The sequence below is a fragment of the Sphingomonas sp. genome, from assembly GCF_013816785.1.
Taxonomy (GTDB): Bacteria; Pseudomonadota; Alphaproteobacteria; order Sphingomonadales; family Sphingomonadaceae; genus Sphingomicrobium.
This window is the reverse complement of sequence record NZ_JACDDV010000008.1, coordinates 1-24,681: the sequence shown is the minus strand read 5'-3', so window position 1 is coordinate 24,681 and position 24,681 is coordinate 1. Positions and strand designations below refer to the sequence as shown.

Sequence of the window (24,681 nt, the reverse complement as noted above, 5' to 3'; positions counted from 1 at the left end):
CACTCGGCGTCACTTCGCGAGCCAATTCGGGACTGCCATCACGTAGTATGGACGCGCGGGTCGAAAGTGTTCGCCTAGAAAATTTTCGCGGCTTTCGCGATCACACGGTATCGCTTCTTCCTACTACCGTGCTGGTTGGCCAGAACAATGCAGGCAAGAGCACCCTGATTGACGCTCTGCGAATCCTGGCGATTGCCGTACGACGTGCCGGAATGGCCCGCTACGATGCAACGCCTGACTGGCTCGATGCACAAGTAATCGGGGTCGGCTACCGCTTACTATTTGACACCATCGACTTTGACTTTACTAATCTGCAATACAACCACGATCGTGCAGATCCCGCACGGCTCACCCTTACGTATGATAACGGTGTCCAGGCACGTGTTTGGCTTCGAGAGTCTCGATCCGAGAGTTTTGCTCAAATGTATCATTCGGATGGCGGGCTGGTGACGAACCACGCCGCTGTAAGTCATCTCCAAGTCCCGTCAATTTACGTGATGCCGCCAATTGAAACGTTCCATGGACATGAAAAGAAGATTTCAAAGGCCAGGGTTCACGAATTTATGTTCGGTCGGCTCTCCGCTCGGCATTTTCGTAATCAACTTGGCGAACGCGTCCCGGAATATGTGCAGTGGAAAAAATTATTAGACGAAACGTGGCCCGGCGTATCGATTGTTGCATTCGATGGGGTCAGTGGAAGCGTGGGTGAGGAGTTGTCTTTAATCGTTAGAGACGGTCCGAACTCCAACGAAATAGCCTTTGTTGGCGGCGGATTGCAGGCGTGGATGCAGATACTCTGGTTCCTCTGCCGCGCTCCAAGCAATGGCGTCATCGTGCTTGATGAACCCGACATTTTTCTCCATGCTGACATGCAAAGGAAACTCATAAAGGTTCTCGGCCTAAGGAAGTACCGGCAGACGATTGTTGCCACGCATTCGTCGGAAATCATTTCGGATACGCCTGCTGAAACAATATGTGTGGTGAGAAAAAGGGAGAAGCGTTCTTGGCGCCCTCTTACCCATTCAAAATTGCAGAGCGTAATCGACAGCCTCGGTAGTCGCCATAATATTCAGCTCAGTAAATTGGCATCTGCCCGCAAGGCTGCCGTTTTTGAAGGTGATGACCAGAAATTTCTCTCTGAAGTGGCGATCAAGATTAGCGTTAGTTGTTATGATCGCTTTATAGCTGTTCCGTCTTTTCAGCTAAATGGAGTCAATAATTGGCACCAGGCTATAGGCGCAGCGAAGGTAATCTCTGTGGCCAGCGAGAGCACGATGCCCGTGCACCTTGTGGTCGACAGGGATTTTCGATCCGACACTGAGATGAAGAAACTCCATGACGATGCTGTAAAATTTGGACTCACTCTTTCGATCTGGGACAGGAAAGAGGTAGAAAACTACTTCGTTCATTCTGACGCGGTGGCTCGGCTCATTTCTCGTCGCGGCAAAATCGAGGTCACGGCAGACGAAGTGGAGCAACTCATTACCGAAGCCTGTGAGAGACTTACGGAAGAGAGTGTTGGTACGATAGCTGATCGCCTACATCAGATCTGCAAGAGTGATGCTCATTCAACTGTTCATAAAAAGGCGGGAAAAATATTCCGGGGAATGGTAAATGCTCGTGGAGCTCGTAACGTCGTTTCAGGAAAGCGTCTTCTGGCGAAACTCTCCGAACAATCGAAGAACGATTATGGTGTTTCGTTTGGCGCTATGGCTGTTTGTAAAGAGATGCGCGCCGATGAGTTTGACCCTTATCTCATAGCAGTTGTTAAAAGCTTGTCTCAATCTGCATCCCCCGTCGCCTGACCCGTTTGCAGATCCCCATGGAATTTCGAGCAAGTATCACCAATCAGCACCACCCCACCTTGAACCCGCCCAGATACCGCCGCGCCAGCCCGCTCGCGCGCATGTCGTCGGCGATTGACTGAATGCTGCCGTCCGCCCGTCTCCTTGTGATCGCGCGCAAGTCGCGGCCGTAGCGGTCGTGGTCGTTAAAGACGCGGCCAGTCATGTCGAACGCCCCCTGGTTGAGCAGCCGCTGCAGCTCGGCGGTCGCCGCCTCGCCCAGCCGGGCTTCCTCGGCGCAGCGCGCCGGGTGCGTCTCGGGCGTGTCGATGCCGATGATCCTCACTTTGCGCTGGCCGATCTTGATCGTGTCGCCGTCAATCACGCAGGCATGGCCGCGCCCCGGGCCGCAGCGCGTGAAATGGTCGTTGACCCGCTCCGGGTCCGCCGACAGGAAGCCCGGCGGCTCGACCAATGCCGGGTCCAGTGTCGGCCAGGCGCTGAGCAGGATCGCGCCAAGGATGAACGGACGCAGCTTGCCAAGCCATTCGACCGTCTCCCGCGCCACCCCGCGCAGCGTGACCCGATCATCCTCCGGCCAGAAACGCAGTTTCGGACCGGGCGCGCCAAAATCCTTCGGCCGCGTCCAGCGTCTCCGGCGGCGAAATGGCAAGAGCTTGCCCATTGGGTCAGACTGTCATTGCGAGCCGCCCGAAGCAACCGAGGCCAAAGAAGGTGCCGTCACGGAGTAATCCGTGACGTCGATCCGGTCGCTGCGCGCCGGTCGGCCGTGCCTGCGCCGTCTCTTTGCCCAGGCTCCCGATTGCTTCGCAATCGCTCCCTTAGGCTCGGCGGCTTGGCTCAGCTGCTCCGTCGAATTTCGATCGTATATTGGCTGGGCGACCAGCCGGCGGCCTGGCCGAAACCGAACAGGATGATGACGAAGGCAAGCGCGAAGGTGACGATGCCGATGACAATGGTCTGCGCGTCGCGTTCCTCGATCTCACCGGGGGCGATCTCTTTCACGGGAGGCGGCGGATCGCGGCGAATCCGCGACCCGCGTGACACGGGCGCGGCCAGGTCGACGGCTTTTTTTCTGGTCTGGAACGGACTGGCCATGGCGACCATACCTAAGGCAAAGCGGTTATCATCGGGTTAGCGACTGAGTTGCTGAGCGTAGCTCCGCCGACCCGAAGCGTCGCCGAAGCAGCGCGAAAAGACAACGAAGTCGGCCGACGACCCGCAAAGCGGTGTCGATCGACGTCACGGAGGGAGCGTCAGCAATGCGCAGCATTGCGAGAGCGAACCGGCCGTGACGGCCACTCCCGGCCGCGCGTGGCCGCCGGCGCTGACCCAACTAAAGGCAAAGGCGGGTGAGGGTCAGTCGTCGGGCTGATCGGATTTCAGCGTCCGCTTATGCTTTTTAACCAGCTTCTCGGCCTTCTCGGCCAGGTCCTTGGTAGCATCGATGCATTGCCGAAGCGCCTTCTGCGCCGCTTCAATCTCTTCAACTTGCTTATCGTGCTTATCCACGGCCCGCCCCTATGTCGGGCACCCAACATATGCAAGCGGATGAAGGTTCCCCAAACTTGACTACGATCGCTAATTCATTGCCCGCTTGCTGATATGGCCGTCCGCAGGACCTTCCCCAGCCCCCTCCGCGCCTCCGCGCGAACCGAATTTCCTCCGAGCCGCCGCACGACCTTCCTCGCGCATTTTGACTGTAACCGGCGCTTTTTAATCTTTACTACACAACCTATATGGTTCATAGACCTGTTGCAAAGCAAAATGGAGACGGATCATGGCGCGGGCGGGGCGGGAATGGACGATGGAGGAGTATGAAGCTTGGGTCGCGGCTCAACGGAAGGTCGACAAGGTCCACGCCGCCGCCGACGAGCGCGGCGGGCCTGGCCTGTCGCTGGTGCCCGTGATCGAGCAGGAGATCGCCTGGCCGACCGACCTGCTCGCCCCCGACGCCTCGCCCGAGGACGGCACCCAACCGATGGCCGCCATGCCCATCGACGGGGTCGAGCTCCCCGAAAGCCGAAACCGCCTCGCCGGGTGGAGCGCCTATCGCCAGCGTCTATTTCTCTCCACCCTGGCCGAAACCGGATCGGTCCACCTTGCCAGCGACGCCGCGCGGCTGTCGGCGCGCTCGGCCTATCGGTTGCGCACGCGCTCGCCGGCGTTCGCCCGGGCATGGGACACGGCGCTCCAGCTGTCGGTCGGCCGGCTGTCGGCGATCGTGTTCGACCGCGCCATCAATGGCCGGGTCGAGCAGGTCTTTAACGAAGGCGTGCTGGTCGCGGAGAAGCGCGTGCCGAGCGACAAGCTGTTGACCTGGCTGCTCGCCCGGCTCGATCCGAAGCGCTTCGCGTTGCCATGGGAGCAGCGGGGCAACGCCGATCCGCAGGCGGAAGCCGTCACCGCCTTCCCCGCCCAGCTCGACGACCTCGCCGACGTGGCTAGCGACTAGCCGCCGAAGCACGTCGTTACCGCGAACATTGGGACCATTCGCGCCCAAGCGCCCCAGCGCAGGTGAGCGATTGCAAGGCAATCGGGAACCAGCGCAGAGAGCGCGCGGGCCGGCCGACGGGTCGGGCGAAGCGCGCAGTCATGCCGGGGGCATGGCGAGCATTGGAGGCCGAACCCGATCGACGTCACGGGATTCACTCCCGTGACGGTAGCGACCCAACCCACAGCCGAAGTTCCAAGAATCCAATCCCGCCCTCGCGCGTTTCCACCTCATGCCGTCGACCGTCATCCGCTGGTTCGCCTATCACCCCGACCGCGCCGAACTCGAAATCCTGTTCGTGACCGGAAGGCGGTACATCTACTCGAACGTCCCCGAGCAGGCCGCGGCCGAATTCGGCGCGGCCTCTTCCAAGGGCCGTCATTTTAACGCCCACATCCGCGACCATTACCCCTGCCGCGAGCTGGTGTAGACCGCGTCTACCGCGCCAGCTTCGCCGCCCGCGCTCGCCATCCCTCGGCCAATTGCTCGACCCGCGCCAAATCGCGCAGCGCCGCCGCTTGCCCCTTGTGTTTGCCGCCGATGATCAGCCCGAACACCCGCGCTACCGGCCACTCCGAATGCACCCGCTCGACCAGTGCGATGTTATCGCCCGCAGCGACCGCACCCTCTTCGATCACGCGATAATACCAGCCGCTGCGCCCGCTCTTGACCATCGCCGCGACGATACCCGGCCGGCCTAGATGATGCGCCTGTTTCCAGCACGGCTGACGACCCTCCGACACTTCGACCAATGCGCTCCCCAACCGCAGCCGGTCGCCGATGCAGACCTCGGTCTCGGTCCAGCCGGTGGTCGAGATATTCTCGCCGAACGCGCCCGGCGCGTCGAATTTGGGATGCGGGCCGATGCTCGCTTGCCAGCCGGGATAATGGTCGCGCGGATAATGATGGATCGCCTTGTCGCGCCCGCCGTGGACCGTGAGGTCGGCCTGCTCGTCGCCCTCGACGCCGAGCCAGCCGACGCGGCGCGGCCCCTCGACCGGCGCCTTGGCGATCGCGCTCCTCTCGCCCCGCTCCGTAAACCGCACGGCGCGCCCAGTCAGCAACGCCTCAACCGTCGCTTCCATGTGGCTAGTCGCCTTTGCGGATCGGGAAGTCGGCGATCGGTTTGACCACGCCGAACTCCTCGGCGACCGGCTCATGGCCCAGCGGCGGCCAGTCGATCGGCTTGTCTTCGCACGCGGTCTCCGGCAGCCGGTCGAGCAGGTCGCGGACCAGCGTCAGGCGGCCGTGCTTCTGGTCGTTGAAATCGACCAGCGTCCACGGCGCATGTTTCTTGTGCGTCGCCTTCAGCATCGCCTCTCGCGACGCGGTGTAGTCAACATATCTGTCGCGCGCCGCCTGGTCGATCGGCGACAGTTTCCAGCGCTTAAGCGGATCTTCGACCCGCTCGGCGAAGCGCTCCTCCTGCTTCTCCTGGTCGCAGGATAGCCAATATTTGAACAGCAAAATGCCGTCGTCGACCAGCTGCTGCTCGAACAACGGTGCCGCCTTCAGGAACGCGGCAACTTCGTCCGGGGTGGCGAAGCCCATCACCTGCTCGACCCCGGCGCGGTTGTACCAGCTGCGGTCGAACAGCACGATCTCGCCCTTGCCGGGCAGGTGCGGGACGTAGCGCTGAAAATACCATTGCCCCTTCTCCGCCTCGCTCGGTTTCGACAGCGCGACGGTGCGGCATTGGCGCGGGTTGAGCTTCTCGGCGACGGCGCGGATCGCCCCGCCCTTGCCGGCGGTATCGCGTCCCTCGAACAGCACGCACAGCCGCTGCCCGGTCGCCGCGACCCAACGGGCCATGCTCACCAGCTCTTCCTGAATCGGAGCGATCAGCTTCTCATAGCGTTTGCGCTTCAGGGCCTTCATCCGCACCATCTCCGTTTCGATCAAAAGGTAGCGATGAGCCAGCCCGTCATCGATCAACCGGTCGCCGATCGACGTTCCGCTTTGGCGGACGACCACCGGCGCCGAATGCGCCAGTCCACCTCGTACTGCCGGCAGGAGGCCTAGCGGTCGCTCTCTTCTTCCTCCAACGTCACGGCAACGTCGGCGTTGGCCGAGAGCCGTACCTGGTCGCCCTCGACATCGGCAACAAGGCCGCGCGCAATGAAATGATGATGGCCTTCATGGCTGCCCTCGCCGCTGTCGGCCTTGGTCAGTTTGATGCGGTCGCCCACCACCCGGTCGACGGTGCCGAGATGCACGCCATCGGCGCCGATCACTTTCATATGTTCTTTTATATCTTCAAAACCGCTCATGTTTTCCTCCTTGGAATATGAGGGCGCAACGAACGAGCCGGGCGTAGGATGCGTCACGGCCGCGGCTTCAGCCCGCTGCGGTAAATGTGCCAGCGGCGCTGCTCCGCGGTCGACCCGGGAACGTCGTTGACCCGCCGCAGCGTCACCGGTCCGACGAGGTTGAACGGCTTGCCGGTCCTGAGCGTGCCATAGAGGCGGAAGGGAATATCGACATAGATCGATCCCGCCGCGCCCTCGGTGGCGCCGGGCCGGCCTACTTCGGAGTGAATCTGGGCATATTTGTCATAAGCGGCGACGAACTCGGCTTCGGTCAGCCCGCTGGCCTTGCCGCCGTCGGACCACAGGCGCCGCGCGTCGGCGAGGCGGCGTTGCTCAAGCAGGCCGCCGAAGCGCTGCAGAACCTGCCCCGCGCCCTGCCCGCTTTTCGGACCGATATTGCCCTCGTCGATCGGGGTGCGGTCGTCGGGCAGTCCGCCCGGCTCACCCGGCTTTATCGTATCCGGGGAGGGAGCAGTATTGGCTGGCGGAATGGGGGCAGCCGGTGGAGCTTGCTGCGCTTCGTTGATCGCCGGAACAACCGCGACATTCTCGTTGGCGGGCGCATTTTTCTGAACCTCGCAACCCGAAAACGCGATTACCAGCGTCAGCGAAATCCAAGCCCGTGCCATCCCCATGCTCCCTGGCGTCAATTTCCCCTCAACCACGACGCGCCCGCCTTCGTTCCATTCGCGACCCTAACGGGAACCGACTCGCACAGCGCTCGTTTGTTACGCCAACGAAAGTAGACCATCAGGGAGAGTGACATGGACGATGACAATCAGCCGGTCGATCGCACCACGATCATCGAAACGGGCAATGGCGGCGGCGGCGGCGGCGGGGTGCTGGCGGTGGTTCTGCTGATCATCGTCGTACTGGTGCTGCTGTTCCTGTTCCGCGACCAACTCGGGTTCGGATCGAAGAAGACCGAGATCAGCATTCCCGACAAAATCGAGGTCAACGTCAACTAACCTGACAAGCCGGGCGGCATTTGATTGTCACCGCGGACGCGCGTAACCACCCCTCGCTTCCTATGCGGAAACGAGGGGTTTTGCGCCTGTGACGACGACGCCTGATTATCTGACTGGCTTCGGCAGCCATTTTGAGACCGAAGCGGTCGCCGGCGCGCTGCCGAAGGGACGCAATAGCCCGCAACGGCCTGCCTTCGGCCTTTATGCCGAGCAGCTGTCCGGAAGCGCCTTCACCGCGCCGCGCCACGAAAATCGCCGAAGCTGGCTCTACCGGATGCGGCCGACTGCCGATCATCCGCCTTTCGTCCGCTATAAGGGCGCATCATTGCTGGCTCCCGGTACGGTCGAGGAACCTGTGGCGCCCAATCGGCTGCGCTGGGATCCGCCCATGGATTTGCCTGGCAATTGCGATTTCATCGACGGACTGGTGACGATGATGGCCAATCGCGGCCCGGCCAGCCTGGAAGGTGTCGCGATCCACCTTTACCGCGCCGCGAAGTCGATGGAGCGACGGATATTCGCCAACGCGGACGGCGAAATGCTGATCATTCCGCAGTCCGGCGCGCTACGCCTTTTCACAGAAATGGGCGGCCTCGACCTTGCCCCTGGCTGGATCGGCCTGATCCCGCGCGGCGTTCGGTTCTGCGTCGAAGTCGATGATGAAGCGCGCGGCTATGTCGCCGAAAATCACGGGCCATCATTCCGCTTGCCCGAGCTTGGCCCGATCGGGTCGAACGGTCTCGCCAATCCGCGAGATTTCGAGGTTCCGACCGCGGCGTTTGAGGACGTTGATGGCGAGCATCAACTGGTCCAGAAATATCTTGGCTCGCTATGGATGACGACCCTCGACCATAGCCCGCTCGACGTCGTCGCCTGGCACGGTAATTTGGCGCCATGCCGGTATGAGCTGGCTCGGTTCAACACCATCGGCTCGATCAGCTTCGACCATCCGGACCCCTCGATCTTCACCGTGCTGACTTCGCCCAGCGACACGCCAGGGCGCGCTAACGCCGACTTCGTTATTTTCCCGCCGCGTTGGATCGTCGGCGAAGACACGTTCCGTCCGCCGTGGTTCCACCGCAACGTGATGAGCGAGGCGATGGGGCTGATCCATGGCGCCTATGACGCCAAGGCCGAAGGCTTCGCGCCGGGCGGGCTGTCGCTCCACAACATGTTGAGCGGCCATGGTCCCGACGTCGCCAGCTGGAACGCGGCGAGCACGGCCGAATTGAAGCCGGTCAAAATCGACGGGACAATGGCATTCATGGTCGAATCCTGTTGGCCATACGTCCCGACCCGCTTCGCACTCGATCGGGCGCAGCCCGACTATGACGCCGCCTGGGCCGATTTTCCCAAGGCGCAGCTGCCCCAATGATCCTGATCGACGAGACTCATGATGCAGCGCGTCGGAGCTGGGTCGACAGCGCCAACGGGCATCCGGACTTTCCGGTTCAAAACCTGCCGCTCGGCGTCTTTGCCGGCGCCAACGGCCCCCGCATCGGCGTCGCCATCGGTGACCTCATCGCCGACGTGCGCGGGCTGGCCGAGTCCGGGCTGCTCGACGACCGCTGGCTGCCGGCGCTGACGCAATCGACACTCAACGCCTGGTTCGCGGGCGGCCCCGAGGATTGCCGCGCGCTTCGCCGCCTGCTGTCGGACCTGCTGTCGGGCGAGGCCCAACGCGCGGCGGTCGAGCCGCACCTAGTGCGCATGCCCGACGCGACGATGCACTTACCCTGTGCGATCGGCGACTACACCGACTTCTATGTCGGCATCCATCACGCGAACAATGTCGGCAAGCAGTTCCGACCCGACCAGCCGCTGCTGCCCAACTATAAATATGTGCCAATCGGCTATCATGGGCGGGCGTCGAGCGTGCGCGTGTCGGGCGAGCCCGTCGTCCGGCCGAAAGGCCAGCGCAAACCGCCCGACGCTGACGTGCCGGACTATGGCCCGTGCCGGCGGCTCGATTACGAGCTTGAGCTGGGCATGTTTGTCGGCCGCGGCAATGCGTTGGGCGACGCTATCCCGATCGGTCAGGCGGCAGAACATATCGCCGGCTATTGCCTGCTCAACGACTGGTCGGCGCGCGACCTTCAAGCGTGGGAATATCAGCCGCTCGGGCCGTTCCTCGCCAAGAATTTCCTGACCAGCATTTCGCCTTGGGTGGTTACGCCCGACGCGCTCGCCCCATTCCGGCGTCCGATGTCGCCGCGACCTAAGGGCGATCCGGCGCCGCTGCCCTATTTGTCCGACGCGACGGACAGCAGCAACGGCGGGCTCGGCATCCAGCTTGAGGCGACCCTTCTGACGCGGAAAATGCGGGCGGCCGGGCTTCCCCCGCACGTCCTGAGCCGGGGCGAGGCGGCCGCAGCGATGTATTGGTCGGCGGCGCAGATTGTCGCCCACCATGCCTCCAACGGCTGCAATCTGCAGCCCGGCGATCTGATCGGCACCGGCACGCTGTCGACCGCCGATGCCGACGGCCTCGGCTCGCTGCTTGAGATCAGCCAGGGCGGCAAGACGCCGATGCTCCTCCCCAGCGGCGAAACCCGTAGCTTCCTAGACGATGGCGACGAGATGCTGATGAGCGCGCGCTGCGCTGCGAATGGCGCGGTGCCAATCGGCTTCGGAAGCGTTAGCGGAATCGTCACCGCGGCGCGCTAGACCATTGATGAGGGCCTGATTCACGGCATCGGCGGAAGCGCGAAGCGCTTTCACCTCGACGATCAGGCTCTAGGCGGCGCGGGCCAGCTTGCGTTCGAGGTCGAGTGTGTCGATCGGCTTGCGCAGCGTCAGGATCGAACCGCGCTCGGCTACGAAATCACGGTCGTCAGCATATCCGGTCATCAGCACCGCTCGGATGTTGGGCCTGAGCTTACGGACCTGGCTGATCGTCTCGACCCCGTTCATTCCCGGCATCGCGAAGTCAGACAAGATAAGGTCAAATTCGCCCCCTTCCCGTTTGAGCAACTCGAGCGCCTGTTGCCCGCTTTCGACCGAACGAACGGTCAGGCCCAATTCGCGCAATTGCTCGCCGACCACGGTACGCACCGCGTCATCGTCATCGACCAGCAGCACCGTGTTGAGCGACAGCGTTTCGCGTTCCTGATCCGCGTCGTCCGGCGCTACGCGCTCCGCGCTCTGCGCGGTGGACGGGAGCAATATCTGGACGCTCGATCCCTCGCCGGGGACGCTGCTGACTTCGAGCATTCCGCCGGATTGCTGGACGAAGCCGAGCACCATGGAGAGACCCAGCCCGGTACCCTTGCCGGCTTCCTTGGTCGTAAAAAACGGCTCCATGATTTTACCGAGCATTTCGGGCGCGATGCCGTGGCCCTGGTCGGCGACGCAGATCCGCACGAACGGATCGGCGCCTGCGTCGAAAGCCGGCGCCTCGTCGATCGTCACGCCGACTTTGCCACCATCTGGCATGGCGTCGCGTGCATTGAGGATCAGATTGACCAGCGCGAGCTCAAGTTGGGATCGGTCGACAAACAGGTTGCGCGAGGTTTCGACGCAGTTCCAGTGGATGGTCACCGTCCCGCCCAGCGTATGCTCGACCAGGCCCGCGACCGACTGACACAGGCTGTTGGGATCGACGCTGGACGGGCGCAAATCCTGCTTGCGCGCGAAGGCCATCATCCGCCTCACCAGCTCCGCCCCCTGCTCGGCGGCATGGCGCATCTGTTGCATGATCTGCCGCTCGCGATCGCCGAGCTCGAGACGTCTGTCGAGCAGGAGGATTCCGCCAAGTACCGCCGACAATAAATTGTTGAAGTCGTGCGCGATGCCGCCAGTCAGCTGACCGATCGCGTCCATCTTGCCGGCTTGCACCAGCTGTGATTCGAGCTCCCGTTGGGTCGTGACGTCAAGCAATGTGCCAGCAAATTCGATAGGTTCGCCCGCCGGTCCGCGGAGCAGAACCGCCTGGTCGTGGAAATGCCTGTAGGTGCCGTCGGCGCATTGCCAGCGATACTCGATCGACAGCTGCCCGGTCGAATTGCGGTCGGCAATCGAGGTCAGCACCCGCTCGCGATCTTCTGGGTGGATGCGCTGTTGCCACAGCTCGGGGTCGGCCCGCACGGCGTCGAAGCTGAAGCCTGTCATCGCCTCCAGGTCGCCGCTGACGAAGGCCGGACAGCGCGGCTCCGTCTGATGCGGCTCGAGGTAGAGGATGATCGGCAGCGACTGGATGATCGCCGCCTGGCGCATGCGGCTCGCCTGAAGCTCACGCTCGATTTGCAGCTTTTCCAGCTCAGCCTTGAAATTGGCGTCGCGCAGCGCTTGTTCGGCCCGGCTCTTGGCCTCGAACTGCGCGCGCATCTTGTAGAGGTCGACGAACACGCTGACCTTCGATGTCAGGATCAGCGGGTCGACCGGCTTGAACACATAATCGACCGCGCCCATCGCATAGCCGCGCATCAGATGTTCGGTTTCCTTGTTGACCGCAGACAGGAAGATGATTGGAATGTGGCTGTTGCTCTTACGCTCGCGGATCAGCTGAGCGGTCTCGTAGCCGTCGATGCCCGGCATGAATACGTCGAGCAGGATGACCGCGAAATCGCCGTTCAACAAATGGCGCAGCGCCGCGCGGCCCGAGGCGGCGGTGACGATGTCGGCGATGCCGTGGAGCACTTCGGACAAGGCGAGCAAATTGCGCTCGTCATCGTCGACCAGCAATATGCGGGCACGCGGGACGCGCGGCTTGGACGGCTTGGTGGCGCGCATCGCCGACGGGGCGTCATTCATCGGCTCAGGCCGCCTTTCCTGATTTGCACCGTGGGCGGGCCGCCGGCGCGACACCGCGCGCGCGGCCGATCCACACGCGCATCAGCGCCAGCAGCAAATCGACGTCGACCGGCTTCGAAATATAGTCGGAGGCGCCGGCGTCGAGGCATTTCTGCCGGTCGCCCTTCATGGCCTTCGCGGTGACCGCTACCAGCGGAATCGCGCCGATACTCCGTTTGCTTCGTATCTGCCGCATCGTCTCATAGCCGTCCATGTCGGGCATCATGATGTCGACCAGCGCTAGGTCGATGCCCGGCGTCGTCTCGAGCAGTCGGATGCCCTCCGCCCCGCTTTCGGCGTGAAGTACGCGGACATCGTGCGCCTCGAGCACGCTGGTCAGTGAGTAGATGTTGCGGATATCATCGTCGATGATCAGCACGCGGCTGCCGGCGAGTCCCGCCAGCCGGTCGGGATCGCCAACCGCGTGCGGCACGGCCCCGGCCGGCCGGCGATCACCCGACTTGGCCTTCTTGCGGCGAGTGCGCGCATCCTCCGCAAGGCCTGTAAACAGCTGGGCCAGCACGTCGCGGTCAGCGGGCTTTTCGATGATCCCCGAGGCACCGATGGTGAGCGCGTGGCTGGCCTGCTCGGCGCCCGAAATGACGTGGACCGGAATGCCGGCGGTATCGGGGTCGTGGCGGAGCAGGTCGAGCAGCACGAAGCCGTCGATGTCGCTGAGCCCGAGGTCGAGCGTCACCGCGTCGGGTTTCAGCTTGCGCACCAGCGCGACCGTCGCCGACCCGGCCGAGGAGATCACGCCCTTGAGGCCCGCGTCGTGCGCCAGTTCGAGCAGGATGGAGGCAAAGGTGGGGTCGTCCTCGACGATCAGCACGAACGGCTGCCCCTTCAAGTCATCGCGGTCGTCGGGCAGCGGATAGCTGGCCGTGACGAGCTCGCTCGCGCTGTCCACCACCAGCGCGGCCGCCGGCGAGGCAAGGCTCAGCTGACCGGCCGGCGGCTGCACCGGTACGTAGAGAGTGAAGGTCGAACCCTCGCCGGGGACCGAGCGGACCTGAAGCTCGCCGCCTAGCAGGCGCGAGATTTCGCGGCTGATCGACAGGCCAAGCCCGGTGCCGCCATATTTGCGGCTGGTCGTGCCGTCGGCCTGCTGGAACGCCTCGAAGATCAGCTTCTGCTTGTCGCCGGGAATGCCGATGCCGGTGTCGCTGACCGCGATCTCGATGGCATCCTGACCTTCCTTGAGGAAGGAGTGATTGGCGCTCCACCCGCTTCTCGCCGGCCCCACCCGCAACGTAACGCCTCCGTCCGAGGTGAATTTGAAGGCGTTGGATAGCAGGTTGAGGACGACCTGCTGGAGCCGCTTTTCGTCGGTGCGGATGGCGACCGGCAGTTCCTCGGCGAAATCGACCTCGAACGCCAGATCCTTCTCCGACGCGAGCTGGCGGAAGGTCCGCTCCATATGCTGCTTCAATCCCGCCATCGGCATTTCGCTGACCTCGATCGACACGGTCCCGGATTCGACCTTGGACAGATCCAGGATGTCGTTGATGAGATTGAGCAGGTCGGTCCCGGCGCCGTGGATGGTGCGCGCGAACTAGGTTTGCTTCCCGTTCAAATTGCCCTGCTGATTGTCAGCCAAAAGCTTCGACAGGATCAGCAGCGAATTCAGCGGTGTGCGCAATTCGTGGCTCATGTTGGCCAGGAATTCGCTCTTGTACTTCGATGTCAGGGCGAGCTGCTCGGCCTTTTCCTCGATCGCCCGGCGGGTCATGTCGATCTCGAAATTCTTGGCTTCGACCTGGCGCTTCTCATTCTCGAGCAGCTGCGCTTTTTCCTGCAGTTCCTCATTGGTGTTGTGCAGCTCCTCCTGCTTCGTGGTGAGTTCGGTCTGCCGTGCCTGCAGCTCCTGCGTCAGTAGCTGAGACTGTTTCAATAGCCCCTCGGTCCGCATCGTCGCGGCGATGGTGTTCAGGACGATGCCGACGGTTTCCATCAGCTGGTTGAGGAAGCTGTGGTGAGTCTCGTTGAACTCCTCGAACGACGCCAGCTCGATCACCGCCTTGACCTCATCCTCGAACAAAGCGGGCAGGATGTTGATGTTGGCCGGCGCGGCCTGGCCGAGGCCCGATCCGATCTTGATGAAGTCGCCCGGCACATTGGTCAGGCGCATGGCGCGCTTGTCGGCCGCTGCCTGGCCGATGAGGCCCTCGCGCAGGCCGAATTGCTTCTTCAGATCCTCGCGGCTGTCGGCACCGTAACTGGCGACCAACTCCAGCTTGGTTTCTTCCTCTTCGCGGTTGGTGACGTAGAACACGCCGTACTGCGCGTTCACCAACGGCGCGAGTTCCGACATGATGAGGTTGGAGATGGTAGCAAGATCGCGCTCGCCCTGGAGCATGCGGCTGAACCGGGCGAGATTGGTCTTGAGCCAGTCCTGCTCGGCGTTCTTGAGCGTCTGATCCTTCAGGTTGAGGATCATCTCATTGATATTGTCCTTGAGCGCCGCCATTTCGCCGGAGGCCTCGACCGAGATCGAGCGGGTCAGATCGCCCTTGGTCACCGCGGTTGCGACATCGGCGATCGAACGCACCTGATTGGTTAGATTTGTAGCCATCGCGTTAACGTTATCGGTAAGGTCTCGCCACAGGCCAGCGGCGCCCGGGACGCGTGCCTGGCCGCCGAGGCGCCCTTCGACGCCCACCTCGCGGGCCATGTTGGTGACCTGGTCACCGAAGGTAGACAGCGTCTCGATCATGCCGTTGATCGTCTCGGCCAGCGCGGCGATTTCGCCCTTGGCGTCGAACGTCAGCTTGCGCTTCAGATTGCCTTGCGCAACCGCGGTGACAACGTCGGCGATACCGCGCACCTGGTTGGTCAGGTTGGTCGCCATCAGATTGACGTTGTCGGTCAGATCTTTCCACGTCCCGCCGACGCCCGGCACCTTTGCCTGCCCGCCCAACTTGCCTTCGGTGCCAACTTCGCGCGCCACGCGGGTCACTTCCGACGCGAAGCCGTTCAACTGATCGACCATCACGTTAATGGTGTTCTTCAGTTCGAGAATTTCGCCCTTCACGTCGACCGTGATTTTCTTCGACAGATCGCCCGAGGCGACGGCGGTGGTAACCTCGGCGATGTTGCGGACCTGGCCGGTCAGGTTCGCCGCCATCGAGTTGACGTTCTCGGTCAGATCGGCCCAGGTGCCTGCGACGCCCGGCACCTGGGCCTGGCCGCCCAATTTGCCCTCGGTGCCGACTTCGCGGGCGACGCGGGTGACTTCCGACGCGAACCCGTTCAATTGATCGACCATCGTATTGATGGTGTTCTTCAGTTCCAGAATTTCTCCCTTCACGTCGACCGTGATCTTCTTCGACAAATCGCCGAGCGCCACCGCGGTCGTCACGTCGGCGATGTTGCGTACCTGGCCGGTGAGGTTGGCGGCCATCAGGTTAACGTTGTCGGTCAAATCCTTCCAAGTGCCGGCGACCCCCTTCACATTGGCCTGTCCGCCAAGCTTCCCTTCTGTGCCGACTTCTCGCGCCACGCGGGTGACTTCCGACGTGAACGACGCGAGCTGCTCGACCATCGTGTTGACGACCTTGCCGATGCGCAGGAATTCGCCCTTCAGCGCGCGGCCCTCGATTTCGACTGCCATTGACTGCGACAAGTCGCCCTTGGCGACCGATCCGATCACGCGCGCGACTTCGGTGGTCGGCTGGACCATGTCGTCGATGAGTTCATTGACCGCGCGCAGCTTGGTATCCCAACCGCCTGTCGCGCCGCGCACCTTGGCGCGATGGGTGATCTTGCCTTCCTTGCCGACCACTTTCGAAAGCCGCTGGAATTCGTCGGTGATCTGCTGGTTGAGGCTGACAACCTCGTTGAACAGCACGGCGATTTCATTGTCCTCGTCGGACGATTCTTCGTCCAGCCGGACGGTGAAGTCGCCGCGACGCAGGCGTCGAAGGGCAGCGACTAGTTGCCGGCGTGTCGTCCCAAACTCGGACCGCGGAACTTGACGATTCATGTGCGCACGCCTCCACCACCCACAGGTAATAGGGAGTACGATACGCAGCTCCCCCCGTCGGTTTAATCACCAAATGTCAGGAAGGTTCCAGAGGGCTGGCGCGAATATCCTGTGGATTGTTGAACCCGGCCGATCAGCGGAAGGCCACTCCAATCCAAAGGGTCCGGGGATTGGCCCGTTCGGTCTCGCCGCGCTCGCTTAACGCCGCTTCCACCCGGGTGCCGAACAGGTTTTCGCCTCTAAACGTCAGGGCCAGATGCCGGTCGATTCGGCGCATGGCGAAGGCGTCAATCGTCAGCGCCCCCGACAGGTGGCGGCGATTGGCGTCGTCTTCAAACTGTCCCGAAACAAAACGCGCGGTGACCCCCGCGCCGATCGCGTCGGCGCGCGTCCAATCAACCGACGCGGCGAGCTGGTGGCGCGGCACCTGCGCGGGGCGGAGGCCATCGACGTCGGCGAACGTCCGATCGCGAACGCGCGCGTCAGCTAACGCGTAGGACAGCCGCGCCGAGAGCGCGCCGAACGTCGCGGAGAGAGCTGCCTCGACGCCCCGGCTGCGGATCGCATCGAGATTCTCGCGCCGTCGGTAACTGCCCGCCGCCGACACGAATCCGACCCCGGAAAAGACGCCTGGCCCATGGGCAATGGTGACATTGGCGATGGCGTCTTCAAGCCGCACACTGAAGGCGGTCAGGTCGAGCCGGATCGCCGGCGTGAGGCGCGCCGCCAGGCCGACCTCCGCGCCGGCCGCAGTTTCGGGATCAAGCGCGGCGTTGGCGGCGGTCGCGTCGGCGCCGATCCGAAACGGGCGGTAAAGCTCATTGAGAGTCGGCAGCCGCCAGCCGCGGTAGGCCGAAGCTCGAAAGGTTAGTCCATCGCCTGCCCGCCAAGCAGCAGCGACCCGCCCGGTCGGCTGCCAGCCCGAACGATCGGCGAACCATGTTTCGGTCAGCCCAGTGCCGCTGAGCAGCGCCTCCTCAACCCGTCCGTCACGGATCGCCCATCGATCGAGCCGGGCCGATGCATTGAAGGTCCACGCGGGCCGAGAGACCGTCGCGTCGGCAAAGGCGCCGACCGTCATGCTTCGGCCGCCAGCGATCCTGTTTCGCGTCGGCGATCCGGCGACGAACTGATAATGCTCATCGGTCTCGCCTTCGGTTCCGCGCAGATCGAGGCCGGCGCGGAGTTCGACCGGGCCCGCCCGCGATACTTCGCCCCGCGCGCCCCATCCCGTCGCCGGCACGCGATATTGGTCGAGCGTCAGCGTGCTGGTGGTTCGCGCCGCGTCGATAGCAGCGAACTGGCTGGCGAAGCGCCGCTGTTGGACATAGCCGAGCAACGACCAGCCGGCGCGCCCGCGCCCGACCAGCCGAACCGAAGCATCCGCCCCGCGCGAACGGTTGTCGGTCTTCGCCACGCCCCGATCGCGCCGATCGTCGAAGCCCGACAGGTTTAATTGCAGTTCGGTCCGGGACGCGACCTCAACTACGCCGCGCAGCACGGCCGAAGCCTGGCGATAGGAGGCCCGCCGGTCGATTGGGCCGCGATCCTCGCGCACGATCGGGACGAAGCCGTCGCCGCGACTGAACGAGGCTGAACCGGTTACGAAGCCCCTGCTAATCGAACCCAGCATGCTCGCATTCGCCTCGACCGATCGCCGCGAGCCGGCCATCAACGACCCCTCGACCGGAGCTAATTGGTCCGGCGTCGCGCTCTCCAACTCGACCGTCCCCGCGAGCGCGCCCGCGCCCCAAATTGCGCTGCCCCCGCCACGCGCCACCCTGATCGATCCGATCCGGTAGAGTGAATAGGCCGGAAAGCTGACCCAGCCGCCGAACGGGTCGGCCTGCGGCACGCCATCGAGGATCAGCAACGCGCGGCTGCTGGCGTTGCCGCCCAGCCCGCGCATGGTGATCGACTGGCTGGTCGGGTGCGACGAGCGCGAGTCCGAGCGGCGAAACCCCTGCACCCCAGGAACGGCTTTAAGCAGGTTCTCGAGCCGCCCGCTGGCCTCCCGCCGCGCATCGTCGCGGGTCAGCGTCACAAGGTCGAAGGTCTCATCGCTCGCCGACCGGTCGAGGCCGCGGCCGGTGACGATGATCTCGGCCGGGTCGGTCGTCGCGCTAACTTCAGCAGCGATCAAAAGCATCGCGAGGCCGATCATGATAGGCTAGCGCGGCATGGCATCGGACGCTTCTAGGCGGAATGTGGTCGAAGAGGAACGAAGATGACGGACGCTTATATTGTCGAAGCCCTGCGCACGGCCGGCGGCCGGCGTGGCGGGGCGCTGCGCGACTGGCACCCGGCCGATTTGGGCGCGGCGGTACTCGATGCGCTGGTCGGGCGCAGCGGGATCGACCCGGGGGCAATCGACGACGTCATCGCCGGTTGCGTCGGCCAGGTCGGCGAGCAGAGTTTCCATATCGGCCGCAACATGGTGCTCGCCTCGTCGCTGCCCGACAGCGTTCCCGCGGTGTCTATCGACCGACAGTGCGGCAGCTCGCAACAGGCGCTGCACTTCGCCGCCCAGGCGGTGATGTCGGGCACGCAGGACGTGGTCATCGCCGCCGGGGTCGAAAGCATGACCCGCGTGCCGATGGGCAGCCCGGTCATCCTTGCCGCTCAGGCTGGGGTCGGTACCGGCCCGTGGCCGCCATCGATCAAGCAGCGCTACGGCGTCGAGCAATTCAGCCAGTTCACCGGCGCCGAAATGATGGCCGGCAAATATGGATTTTCGCGCGAGGAGCTCGACGCGTTCGCGCTCGACAGCCATCGCAAAGCCGCCGCGGCCAGCGATACCGGAGCATTCGACCGCGAAATTCTGTTGCTCGACGCGACCGACAAGGAGGGCAATCCGATCGTTCACGCCCGCGACGAGGGCATTCGCCGCGACGCCAGCCGCGACGGCCTCGCTGAGCTGAAAACGCTGGTCCCGAACGGGGTGATCACTGCCGGCAATGCCAGCCAGGTGTGCGACGGTGCGTCAGGCGTGCTGGTGGTCTCGGAACGAGCGCTCCAGGAACATGGCCTGACCCCGATCGCGCGGATCGACCATCTGACGGTCACCGCCGGCGATCCCGTCATCATGCTGGAGGAGCCGATCCGGGCAACCCGGCGCGCGCTCGAGCGATCGGGCCGCGCCCTAGCCGACATCGACTTGTACGAAGTCAATGAGGCGTTCGCGCTGGTCCCGCTCGCCTGGCTCAAGGAAATCGGCGGCGACCCGGCCCTTCTCAACGTCAACGGCGGCGCGATCGCGCTTGGCCATCCGCTAGGCGCAAGCGGGACCAAGCTGATGGCAACCCTGGTCCACGCCTTGCGCGCTCGCGGTTTGCGCTTTGGATTGCAGACCATGTGCGAGGGCGGCGGCATCGCCAACGTCACGATTGTCGAGGCGCTAGGCTAGACATCGTGCTGTAGCCCCAGGCCCGAATGCAGATAAATGTTGTGAAAATATGGTGGCGCCCACAGGCGTCGAACCTGTTTTTGCACAAAGCGCGGCGCCGCACGCTCCAAGGACGTAATGTTATAATTCGGGTTTGGCCCTTCAACCCGGGATACGAACCGCCAGATTTCCGCCGCTTGATCAGCTGGCGTAATTTTTTGCTGTCATTGCTGGTCTTACGGCTTAAGTCTCTCAAATCGGGAGGATAGTTGTAATGCGTGCGACTCGGTTTACGACCCTGACAAGTATTGTCGCCTTACTCGCAGCCTGTGGCGGAGGAGGGAGCGACAGCGGTGGCAGTGCACCTCCGGTGGCCGTCGCTCCGACCCCGACCCAGACGACTGCCGGTTGCTCTCTTCGCGAGCGCCAGGACTGGGCTGCGGGTCAGTTGCGCGAATGGTATCTGTTTCCCGAGCTCTTGCCCGCAGCGCTCGATCCGGGGGCCTATACAACGGTAGGAGCTTATATCGACGCCCTCACCGCCACCGCTCGCGCCCAATCGAAGGATCGCTTTTTCACCTATCTCACGTCCATCGCGGCCGAGAACGCTTTTTATGAATCGGGCTCCACCGCAGGATTTGGAATCAGGCTGTCCTATGATGCCGGCGCTGGCCGATTGTTCGTCACCGAAGCGTTTGAAGGCGCGCCTGCGCTGGCCGCCGGCATCGATCGCGGCACCGAAATTATAGCGATTGGCACGAGCGTGGCTTCACTTCGCACCGTCGCGTCGATCTTCGCCTCAGAAGGTGCGGCCGGCGTCAATGCGGCGCTTGGTTCGTCGGAGGCAGGCGTCACTCGCGTTTTGCGGGTCAGCAGCGGTGGGGTCGAGCGTGACGTTACCGTGACCAAAGCGACTTACGAAATCTCGCCAGTGTCGGCGCGTTATGGCGCAAAGGTGATTGACGATAATGGTCGCAAGGTCGGTTATCTCAATCTGCGCACCTTCATTTCCACTGCGGATCCGCAACTGCGCATGGCGTTCGACACGTTCCGGCTGCAGGGGATCAATCAGGTCATCGTCGATTTTCGCTATAACGGAGGCGGGTTGGTCGCGATCGCCGATCTGATGGGCAATCTTATGGGCGCCGGGCGTATCAACAATGTCTTCAGTTACACCAGCTTCCGGCCGGAAAAGGCCAGCAACAATTCAACCACCTTGTTTACGCCGCTGTCGCAGTCGATCGCGCCGGTGAAGATTGCGTTTATCGGCACTGGCGGCACCGCTTCGGCGAGCGAACTCGTCATTAACAGCTTCACTCCCTACCTTCATGCCAATTCGGCCCTGATCGGCTCCAACACATATGGCAAGCCCGTCGGCCAGATCGCGCTCGATCGGAGCCAGTGCGATGACCGTTTGCGGGTGGTGGCCTTCAAAACTGAAAACGCCAATCGCCAGGGCGACTATTACAACGGCCTCGCGACCAAAGTAGAAGCCAGCTGCCAGGCGGCCGACGACATTATGCGGCCGCTTGGCGATCCCTCCGAAGGCTCGGTCAAGGGGGCGCTGGATTTCTTGGCCGGGCGCACCTGCACGCCCATTTCGGTCGGCGGAACGCAGACGAGCCAGTCACTGCGCGGTCGTGAGATCCTTCAAAGCAGTCAGCCCGACACTGCCGAACGCGAAGTTCCGGGGCTCCATTGATCGGCACTCGGGAATTGACGCTGGCGGCGATCACCATGCTGACACCCGCGCAGGGCAGCAATCCCCCACCGTCGCCAGCGCCGGTCGTAGCGAAGCCCGCAACGCCGCCGCCAGCGCCCAGGCTAGAAATACTCCGACCGCAACGTCCGACGCCGGCACAGCAAGTCGTGCCAGGGCTTTTCTAGGTCCGGCGGAGATAAGCACCAGCAGTCGTAAGTAGGACTTACAGCGAGCGCATCAGTCTCACTGAATCGCTCTAAGAAGGTGATGCCGATACTAGTTCCGAGCCCCAAACCTTACCCAAGCGGCGCACCAAGGTTTCCATTCCCAGCGCAGGAAAGCCAGCGATTGCCCACTGAAGGCATGGTGCGGGACGCAGACTTCGGCGAACCCCTCTCATGCCCTCAATTCCCTAATCGGCCTGTTTTTAGGGAATCAGCTAGCCCTTCCGGGTCACCGTGACAGAATTAAGGTCCGGAATTCGGGACCTTAGGCGCCTCGCTTCCCTGTCGTGAGGCTTAGGGAATTTGCGTGCCCCTTATAGGGATTCGAGCGTCAGTCGTACCGAATAGCTCACAGACGCGTAGACAACCGCGGCAGGGGGGGCTTGCGGGGTTAACAGCTCGTCGCGCGCGCTGGAAAAGTTACGGCATGCCGGCTCGCGATGCGCTATTCGGCCTTCATGACTGGCCTCGACACCACGAGCGGCGGCCTCGCTGCCGAGCCGCTGATCCGGCTTGGTGTCTTCGCCGCCGCGCTGGCGTTCCTCATGGCGTGGGAGCTGCTCGCGCCGCGCCGCCAGCTAACGGTCGGCCGGTGGCGGCGCTGGCCGGGCAATGCCGGGGTGGTGGCAATCGACACCTTGCTGGTGCGAATTCTGTTCCCGACCGCGGCAGTCGGGCTCGCGCTGATTGCTGACGCCAAAGGATGGGGTCTGCTCAATCTTGTGAAAGTGCCGGATTGGCTCGCGATTCTCACAACCATCATCCTGCTCGACCTGATCATCTACGCCCAGCATTTGCTGTTCCACGCCGCTCCGTTGCTGTGGCGGCTGCATCGCATGCACCATGCCGACCTCGACATCGACGTGACGACGGGGGTCCGCTTCCATCCGGTCGAGATCCTGTTGTCGATGGGCATCAAGCTCGGTACGGTAGTGGTGCTCGGCGCGCCGGCGTTGGGAGTGATCATCTTTGAAGTCCTCCTCAACGCCACTTCGATGTTCAACCACAGCAATGTCCGGCTGCCCGCAGGTGTTGACCGCTGGTTGCGCCGGATCCTGGTCACGCCCGACATGCACCGCGTCCACCATTCGATCGTGGCGCGCGAGACCAATTCGAACTTTGGCTTCAACCTGCCGTGGTGGGACCGGCTGTTCGGCACCTATCGCGCCCAGCCGGCGGCGGGGCATGAGGCGATGACGATCGGGCTTCCCCAGTTCCGAAGCCCTGGCGAACTTCGCCTCGACCGGATGCTGCTGCAGCCGCTAAGGCGCGGGCGCACCGAAGGCAGAGCATGATGATCGACACGACAGGGAATGGTGATTGGGGGCGGCGACTGTCGTGGGTGGCGCTTGCGCTTAGCCTCGGCGGACTGGCGGCGGCGCTCATCGCTGCGGCCGGGAGCGGCGCCGGGGCCTGGTCATTTGGAATCGGCTTCACCATCCTGCGTTACGCTTTTTACGCCGCCATCGCCGGCGGGCTATTGGCGATCGTCGCTTTCGTTGTTTCGCGGCGTGGCGGAGTCCGCACCGGCCGGCTCAACCTGGTCGCGTTCGTCATCGCGGGCGCGTTTGGCGCTTATTTGATGAGCCATATCGCGACCGCGCGCCGCGTTCCCGCGATCCACGACGCGACCACCGACCTCGCCGATGTGCCGCATTTCAAAACCCTGACGGTCCGCACGGACAATCTTGAGGATATTCCCGACGATGGCCGTCCCGACCTTGCCGCGCTCGATCCCGAGAGTCGGTGGAAGACGATCCACCGGGAGGCCTATGGCGACGTTCGTAGCTTGAGCTTGGCGCTGAGCCCAGCCGATGCCATTCAGCGCGCCGAAGCGCTTGTTCGGGACCGCGGCTGGCAGGTTGCACGCGTAGATCGGCAAGCCGGGATCATCGAGGCGACCGCCACGACGTTGTTCTTCCGATTCAAGGACGATGTGGTGGTGCGCGTGCGGCCCGATCCCAAACGGCCGGACGGGTCGATCGTCGACATGCGCTCGATCAGCCGAGTCGGGGGCAGCGATATCGGCGTCAACGCCGCGCGCATCCGGGCATTTCTCGCCGACCTGCAAGCGGACTGAGGTTGCATCGCATGCCTGGCTGGAGGATCGGCGTCATCGGCGGCTCGGGGTTGTACGAGATCGATGCGCTCGAGAATCCGCGCTGGATCATGATCGACACGCCGTGGGGGGCACCATCGGACCAATTGCTGACCGGCCGGATCGGCGCCTTCGAATTCGTATTCCTGCCCCGCCACGGGCGCGGGCATCAGCTACCGCCTTCCGACGTCAATGCGCGCGCCAACATCGATGCGCTCAAGCGCGCCGGCTGCACCGACGTCGTCGCCATTTCGGCGGTCGGGTCGCTCCGCGAGGAGCTGGCGCCGGGCCAGTTCGTGGTTGTCGACCAGTTCGTCGACCGGACATTCGCACGCGACAAGAGCTTCTTCGGCCCCGGGATGGTCGCGCATGTGTCGATGGCCGATCCGACGTGCCCGCGCTTGTCGGGGCTATGCGCCGACGCCGCCAGCGCGGCCGGGGCGACGGTGGTGCGGGGCGGCACCTATCTGGCGATGGAAGGCCCGCAATTTTCGTCGCGCGCCGAGAGCCTGCTCTATCGCGAGTGGGGCTGCGACGTGATCGGAATGACCGCGATGCCCGAGGCCAAACTCGCGCGCGAGGCCGAGCTGCCCTACGCGCTCGTCGGGATGGTGACCGACTATGACTGCTGGCGCGGCGGCGAGGACGCGGTCGAGGTCGCCGCGGTGATCGCCCAGCTGATGGCCAATGCCGAGGTAGGGCGCCAATTGGTGGTTCGCCTGGCCGGGTTGCTGCCCGCCGAGCGGGGGGCGTCGCCAATCGACACTGCGCTCGACAGGGCGATCATCACCGCGCCCGACGCGCGCGATCCGGCCATGCTCGCCAAGCTCGACGCGGTGTGCGCGCGAGTGACCGCGGCTCAGCGGTAAAAGCGAGCGAGCCGGGTCGGCGCCATTCCCAAGGCATAGAGCGCGAGACAG

General features: G+C 63.5%; 22 protein-coding genes. 11 read left to right on the top strand and 11 right to left on the bottom strand.

The window, feature by feature from the left end; genetic code table 11:
• Positions 1 to 47 precede the first annotated feature (47 nt).
• Positions 48 to 1,805 (top strand): ATP-binding protein, encoded by a 1,758-nt coding sequence (locus tag H0W65_RS03350; RefSeq protein WP_294003788.1) that lies wholly within the window; start codon positions 48 to 50, stop codon positions 1,803 to 1,805.
• Positions 1,806 to 1,848: 43 nt separating this feature from the next.
• Here the strand turns inward: H0W65_RS03350 and H0W65_RS03345 are convergent, their stop codons facing one another.
• The 3 genes from H0W65_RS03345 to H0W65_RS03335 all read right to left on the bottom strand — a co-directional run bounded on the left by H0W65_RS03345 (position 1,849) and on the right by H0W65_RS03335 (position 3,317).
• Positions 1,849 to 2,469 carry a thermonuclease family protein gene (locus H0W65_RS03345; RefSeq protein WP_294003785.1) on the bottom strand — a complete coding sequence of 207 codons (621 nt, stop codon included), beginning with the start codon at positions 2,467 to 2,469 and terminating at the stop codon, positions 1,849 to 1,851.
• 176 nt (positions 2,470 to 2,645) lie between these two features.
• Positions 2,646 to 2,903, bottom strand: coding sequence for a hypothetical protein (locus H0W65_RS03340; RefSeq protein ID WP_294003782.1), 258 nt, complete (start codon positions 2,901 to 2,903; stop codon positions 2,646 to 2,648).
• A 261-nt stretch (positions 2,904 to 3,164) separates the two neighbouring features.
• A complete protein-coding gene (locus tag H0W65_RS03335) occupies positions 3,165 to 3,317 on the bottom strand; it encodes a hypothetical protein (protein ID WP_294003779.1) in 153 nt (50 codons plus the stop codon).
• A 268-nt stretch (positions 3,318 to 3,585) separates the two neighbouring features.
• Here H0W65_RS03335 and H0W65_RS03330 point away from each other — a divergent pair, with 268 nt between their 5' ends.
• The gene (locus tag H0W65_RS03330) at positions 3,586 to 4,260 is read left to right on the top strand and encodes a hypothetical protein (RefSeq protein WP_294003776.1); all 675 of its coding nucleotides are present in this window, start codon (positions 3,586 to 3,588) and stop codon (positions 4,258 to 4,260) included.
• Positions 4,261 to 4,531: 271 nt separating this feature from the next.
• Positions 4,532 to 4,729 carry a KTSC domain-containing protein gene (locus H0W65_RS03325; protein ID WP_294003773.1) on the top strand — a complete coding sequence of 66 codons (198 nt, stop codon included), beginning with the start codon at positions 4,532 to 4,534 and terminating at the stop codon, positions 4,727 to 4,729.
• A gap of 7 nt (positions 4,730 to 4,736) precedes the next feature.
• Here the strand turns inward: H0W65_RS03325 and H0W65_RS03320 are convergent, their stop codons facing one another.
• The 4 genes from H0W65_RS03320 to H0W65_RS03305 form a co-directional block, all read right to left on the bottom strand.
• Complete coding sequence (locus H0W65_RS03320) at positions 4,737 to 5,384, bottom strand: MOSC domain-containing protein (protein ID WP_294003770.1); 648 nt, start codon at positions 5,382 to 5,384, stop codon at positions 4,737 to 4,739.
• Positions 5,385 to 5,388: 4 nt separating this feature from the next.
• Positions 5,389 to 6,186 (bottom strand): polyphosphate kinase 2, encoded by a 798-nt coding sequence (gene ppk2 / locus H0W65_RS03315; RefSeq protein ID WP_294003872.1) that lies wholly within the window; start codon positions 6,184 to 6,186, stop codon positions 5,389 to 5,391.
• Between the two features lie 131 nt (positions 6,187 to 6,317).
• Complete coding sequence (locus H0W65_RS03310) at positions 6,318 to 6,569, bottom strand: DUF2171 domain-containing protein (protein WP_294003767.1); 252 nt, start codon at positions 6,567 to 6,569, stop codon at positions 6,318 to 6,320.
• A gap of 53 nt (positions 6,570 to 6,622) precedes the next feature.
• Positions 6,623 to 7,237, bottom strand: coding sequence for a hypothetical protein (locus H0W65_RS03305; protein ID WP_294003764.1), 615 nt, complete (start codon positions 7,235 to 7,237; stop codon positions 6,623 to 6,625).
• A 135-nt stretch (positions 7,238 to 7,372) separates the two neighbouring features.
• Here H0W65_RS03305 and H0W65_RS03300 point away from each other — a divergent pair, with 135 nt between their 5' ends.
• From H0W65_RS03300 to fahA, 3 genes are all read left to right on the top strand, one after another.
• On the top strand, positions 7,373 to 7,576 hold the full coding sequence (locus H0W65_RS03300; protein WP_294003761.1) for a hypothetical protein: 204 nt from the start codon (positions 7,373 to 7,375) through the stop codon (positions 7,574 to 7,576).
• 88 nt (positions 7,577 to 7,664) lie between these two features.
• Positions 7,665 to 8,951: a homogentisate 1,2-dioxygenase gene (gene hmgA, locus H0W65_RS03295; protein WP_294003758.1), complete on the top strand. Its 1,287-nt coding sequence runs from the start codon at positions 7,665 to 7,667 to the stop codon at positions 8,949 to 8,951.
• Positions 8,948 to 10,243 (top strand): fumarylacetoacetase, encoded by a 1,296-nt coding sequence (fahA, locus tag H0W65_RS03290; RefSeq protein WP_294003755.1) that lies wholly within the window; start codon positions 8,948 to 8,950, stop codon positions 10,241 to 10,243. The genes hmgA and fahA overlap by 4 nt, the downstream gene beginning before the upstream one ends.
• A gap of 69 nt (positions 10,244 to 10,312) precedes the next feature.
• Here fahA and H0W65_RS03285 read toward each other — a convergent pair whose 3' ends face one another.
• The 4 genes from H0W65_RS03285 to H0W65_RS03270 form a co-directional block, all read right to left on the bottom strand.
• A complete protein-coding gene (locus H0W65_RS03285; RefSeq protein ID WP_294003752.1) occupies positions 10,313 to 12,328 on the bottom strand; it encodes a response regulator in 2,016 nt (671 codons plus the stop codon).
• Between the two features lie 4 nt (positions 12,329 to 12,332).
• Positions 12,333 to 13,835 (bottom strand): response regulator, encoded by a 1,503-nt coding sequence (locus tag H0W65_RS03280; protein ID WP_294003750.1) that lies wholly within the window; start codon positions 13,833 to 13,835, stop codon positions 12,333 to 12,335.
• An 87-nt stretch (positions 13,836 to 13,922) separates the two neighbouring features.
• Positions 13,923 to 16,352, bottom strand: a complete 2,430-nt coding sequence (locus tag H0W65_RS03275; RefSeq protein ID WP_294003748.1) for a HAMP domain-containing protein — start codon at positions 16,350 to 16,352, stop codon at positions 13,923 to 13,925.
• Between the two features lie 133 nt (positions 16,353 to 16,485).
• On the bottom strand, positions 16,486 to 18,516 hold the full coding sequence (locus H0W65_RS03270) for a TonB-dependent receptor (protein ID WP_294003746.1): 2,031 nt from the start codon (positions 18,514 to 18,516) through the stop codon (positions 16,486 to 16,488).
• Between the two features lie 63 nt (positions 18,517 to 18,579).
• Here H0W65_RS03270 and H0W65_RS03265 point away from each other — a divergent pair, with 63 nt between their 5' ends.
• From H0W65_RS03265 to H0W65_RS03245, 5 genes are all read left to right on the top strand, one after another.
• Positions 18,580 to 19,758 (top strand): acetyl-CoA C-acetyltransferase, encoded by a 1,179-nt coding sequence (locus tag H0W65_RS03265; protein WP_294003744.1) that lies wholly within the window; start codon positions 18,580 to 18,582, stop codon positions 19,756 to 19,758.
• A gap of 253 nt (positions 19,759 to 20,011) precedes the next feature.
• Positions 20,012 to 21,439 carry a S41 family peptidase gene (locus H0W65_RS03260; RefSeq protein WP_294003742.1) on the top strand — a complete coding sequence of 476 codons (1,428 nt, stop codon included), beginning with the start codon at positions 20,012 to 20,014 and terminating at the stop codon, positions 21,437 to 21,439.
• Positions 21,440 to 22,103: 664 nt separating this feature from the next.
• The gene (locus tag H0W65_RS03255) at positions 22,104 to 22,958 is read left to right on the top strand and encodes a sterol desaturase family protein (protein WP_294003740.1); all 855 of its coding nucleotides are present in this window, start codon (positions 22,104 to 22,106) and stop codon (positions 22,956 to 22,958) included.
• Positions 22,955 to 23,743, top strand: coding sequence for a DUF1499 domain-containing protein (locus H0W65_RS03250; protein WP_294003739.1), 789 nt, complete (start codon positions 22,955 to 22,957; stop codon positions 23,741 to 23,743). Before H0W65_RS03255 ends, H0W65_RS03250 begins: the two co-directional genes overlap by 4 nt.
• Positions 23,744 to 23,754: 11 nt before the next feature.
• Positions 23,755 to 24,630, top strand: a complete 876-nt coding sequence (locus tag H0W65_RS03245; protein WP_294003738.1) for an S-methyl-5'-thioadenosine phosphorylase — start codon at positions 23,755 to 23,757, stop codon at positions 24,628 to 24,630.
• Positions 24,631 to 24,681: the final 51 nt, after the last annotated feature.

Bases quoted from the DNA above. Each gene is read 5' to 3' on its own strand.
- H0W65_RS03350 (WP_294003788.1), top strand. From the start codon at position 48: ATGGACGCGCGGGTCGAAAGTGTTCGCCTAGAAAATTTTCGCGGCTTT.
- H0W65_RS03345 (WP_294003785.1), bottom strand. From the start codon at position 2,469: ATGGGCAAGCTCTTGCCATTTCGCCGCCGGAGACGCTGGACGCGGCCG.
- H0W65_RS03340 (WP_294003782.1), bottom strand. From the start codon at position 2,903: ATGGCCAGTCCGTTCCAGACCAGAAAAAAAGCCGTCGACCTGGCCGCG.
- H0W65_RS03330 (WP_294003776.1), top strand. From the start codon at position 3,586: ATGGCGCGGGCGGGGCGGGAATGGACGATGGAGGAGTATGAAGCTTGG.
- H0W65_RS03325 (WP_294003773.1), top strand. From the start codon at position 4,532: ATGCCGTCGACCGTCATCCGCTGGTTCGCCTATCACCCCGACCGCGCC.
- H0W65_RS03320 (WP_294003770.1), bottom strand. From the start codon at position 5,384: ATGGAAGCGACGGTTGAGGCGTTGCTGACTGGGCGCGCCGTGCGGTTT.
- ppk2 (WP_294003872.1), bottom strand. From the start codon at position 6,186: ATGGTGCGGATGAAGGCCCTGAAGCGCAAACGCTATGAGAAGCTGATC.
- H0W65_RS03310 (WP_294003767.1), bottom strand. From the start codon at position 6,569: ATGAGCGGTTTTGAAGATATAAAAGAACATATGAAAGTGATCGGCGCC.
- H0W65_RS03305 (WP_294003764.1), bottom strand. From the start codon at position 7,237: ATGGCACGGGCTTGGATTTCGCTGACGCTGGTAATCGCGTTTTCGGGT.
- H0W65_RS03300 (WP_294003761.1), top strand. From the start codon at position 7,373: ATGGACGATGACAATCAGCCGGTCGATCGCACCACGATCATCGAAACG.
- fahA (WP_294003755.1), top strand. From the start codon at position 8,948: ATGATCCTGATCGACGAGACTCATGATGCAGCGCGTCGGAGCTGGGTC.
- H0W65_RS03285 (WP_294003752.1), bottom strand. From the start codon at position 12,328: ATGAATGACGCCCCGTCGGCGATGCGCGCCACCAAGCCGTCCAAGCCG.
- H0W65_RS03275 (WP_294003748.1), bottom strand. From the start codon at position 16,352: ATGAATCGTCAAGTTCCGCGGTCCGAGTTTGGGACGACACGCCGGCAA.
- H0W65_RS03270 (WP_294003746.1), bottom strand. From the start codon at position 18,516: ATGATCGGCCTCGCGATGCTTTTGATCGCTGCTGAAGTTAGCGCGACG.
- H0W65_RS03265 (WP_294003744.1), top strand. From the start codon at position 18,580: ATGACGGACGCTTATATTGTCGAAGCCCTGCGCACGGCCGGCGGCCGG.
- H0W65_RS03260 (WP_294003742.1), top strand. From the start codon at position 20,012: ATGCGTGCGACTCGGTTTACGACCCTGACAAGTATTGTCGCCTTACTC.
- H0W65_RS03255 (WP_294003740.1), top strand. From the start codon at position 22,104: ATGCGCTATTCGGCCTTCATGACTGGCCTCGACACCACGAGCGGCGGC.
- H0W65_RS03250 (WP_294003739.1), top strand. From the start codon at position 22,955: ATGATGATCGACACGACAGGGAATGGTGATTGGGGGCGGCGACTGTCG.
- H0W65_RS03245 (WP_294003738.1), top strand. From the start codon at position 23,755: ATGCCTGGCTGGAGGATCGGCGTCATCGGCGGCTCGGGGTTGTACGAG.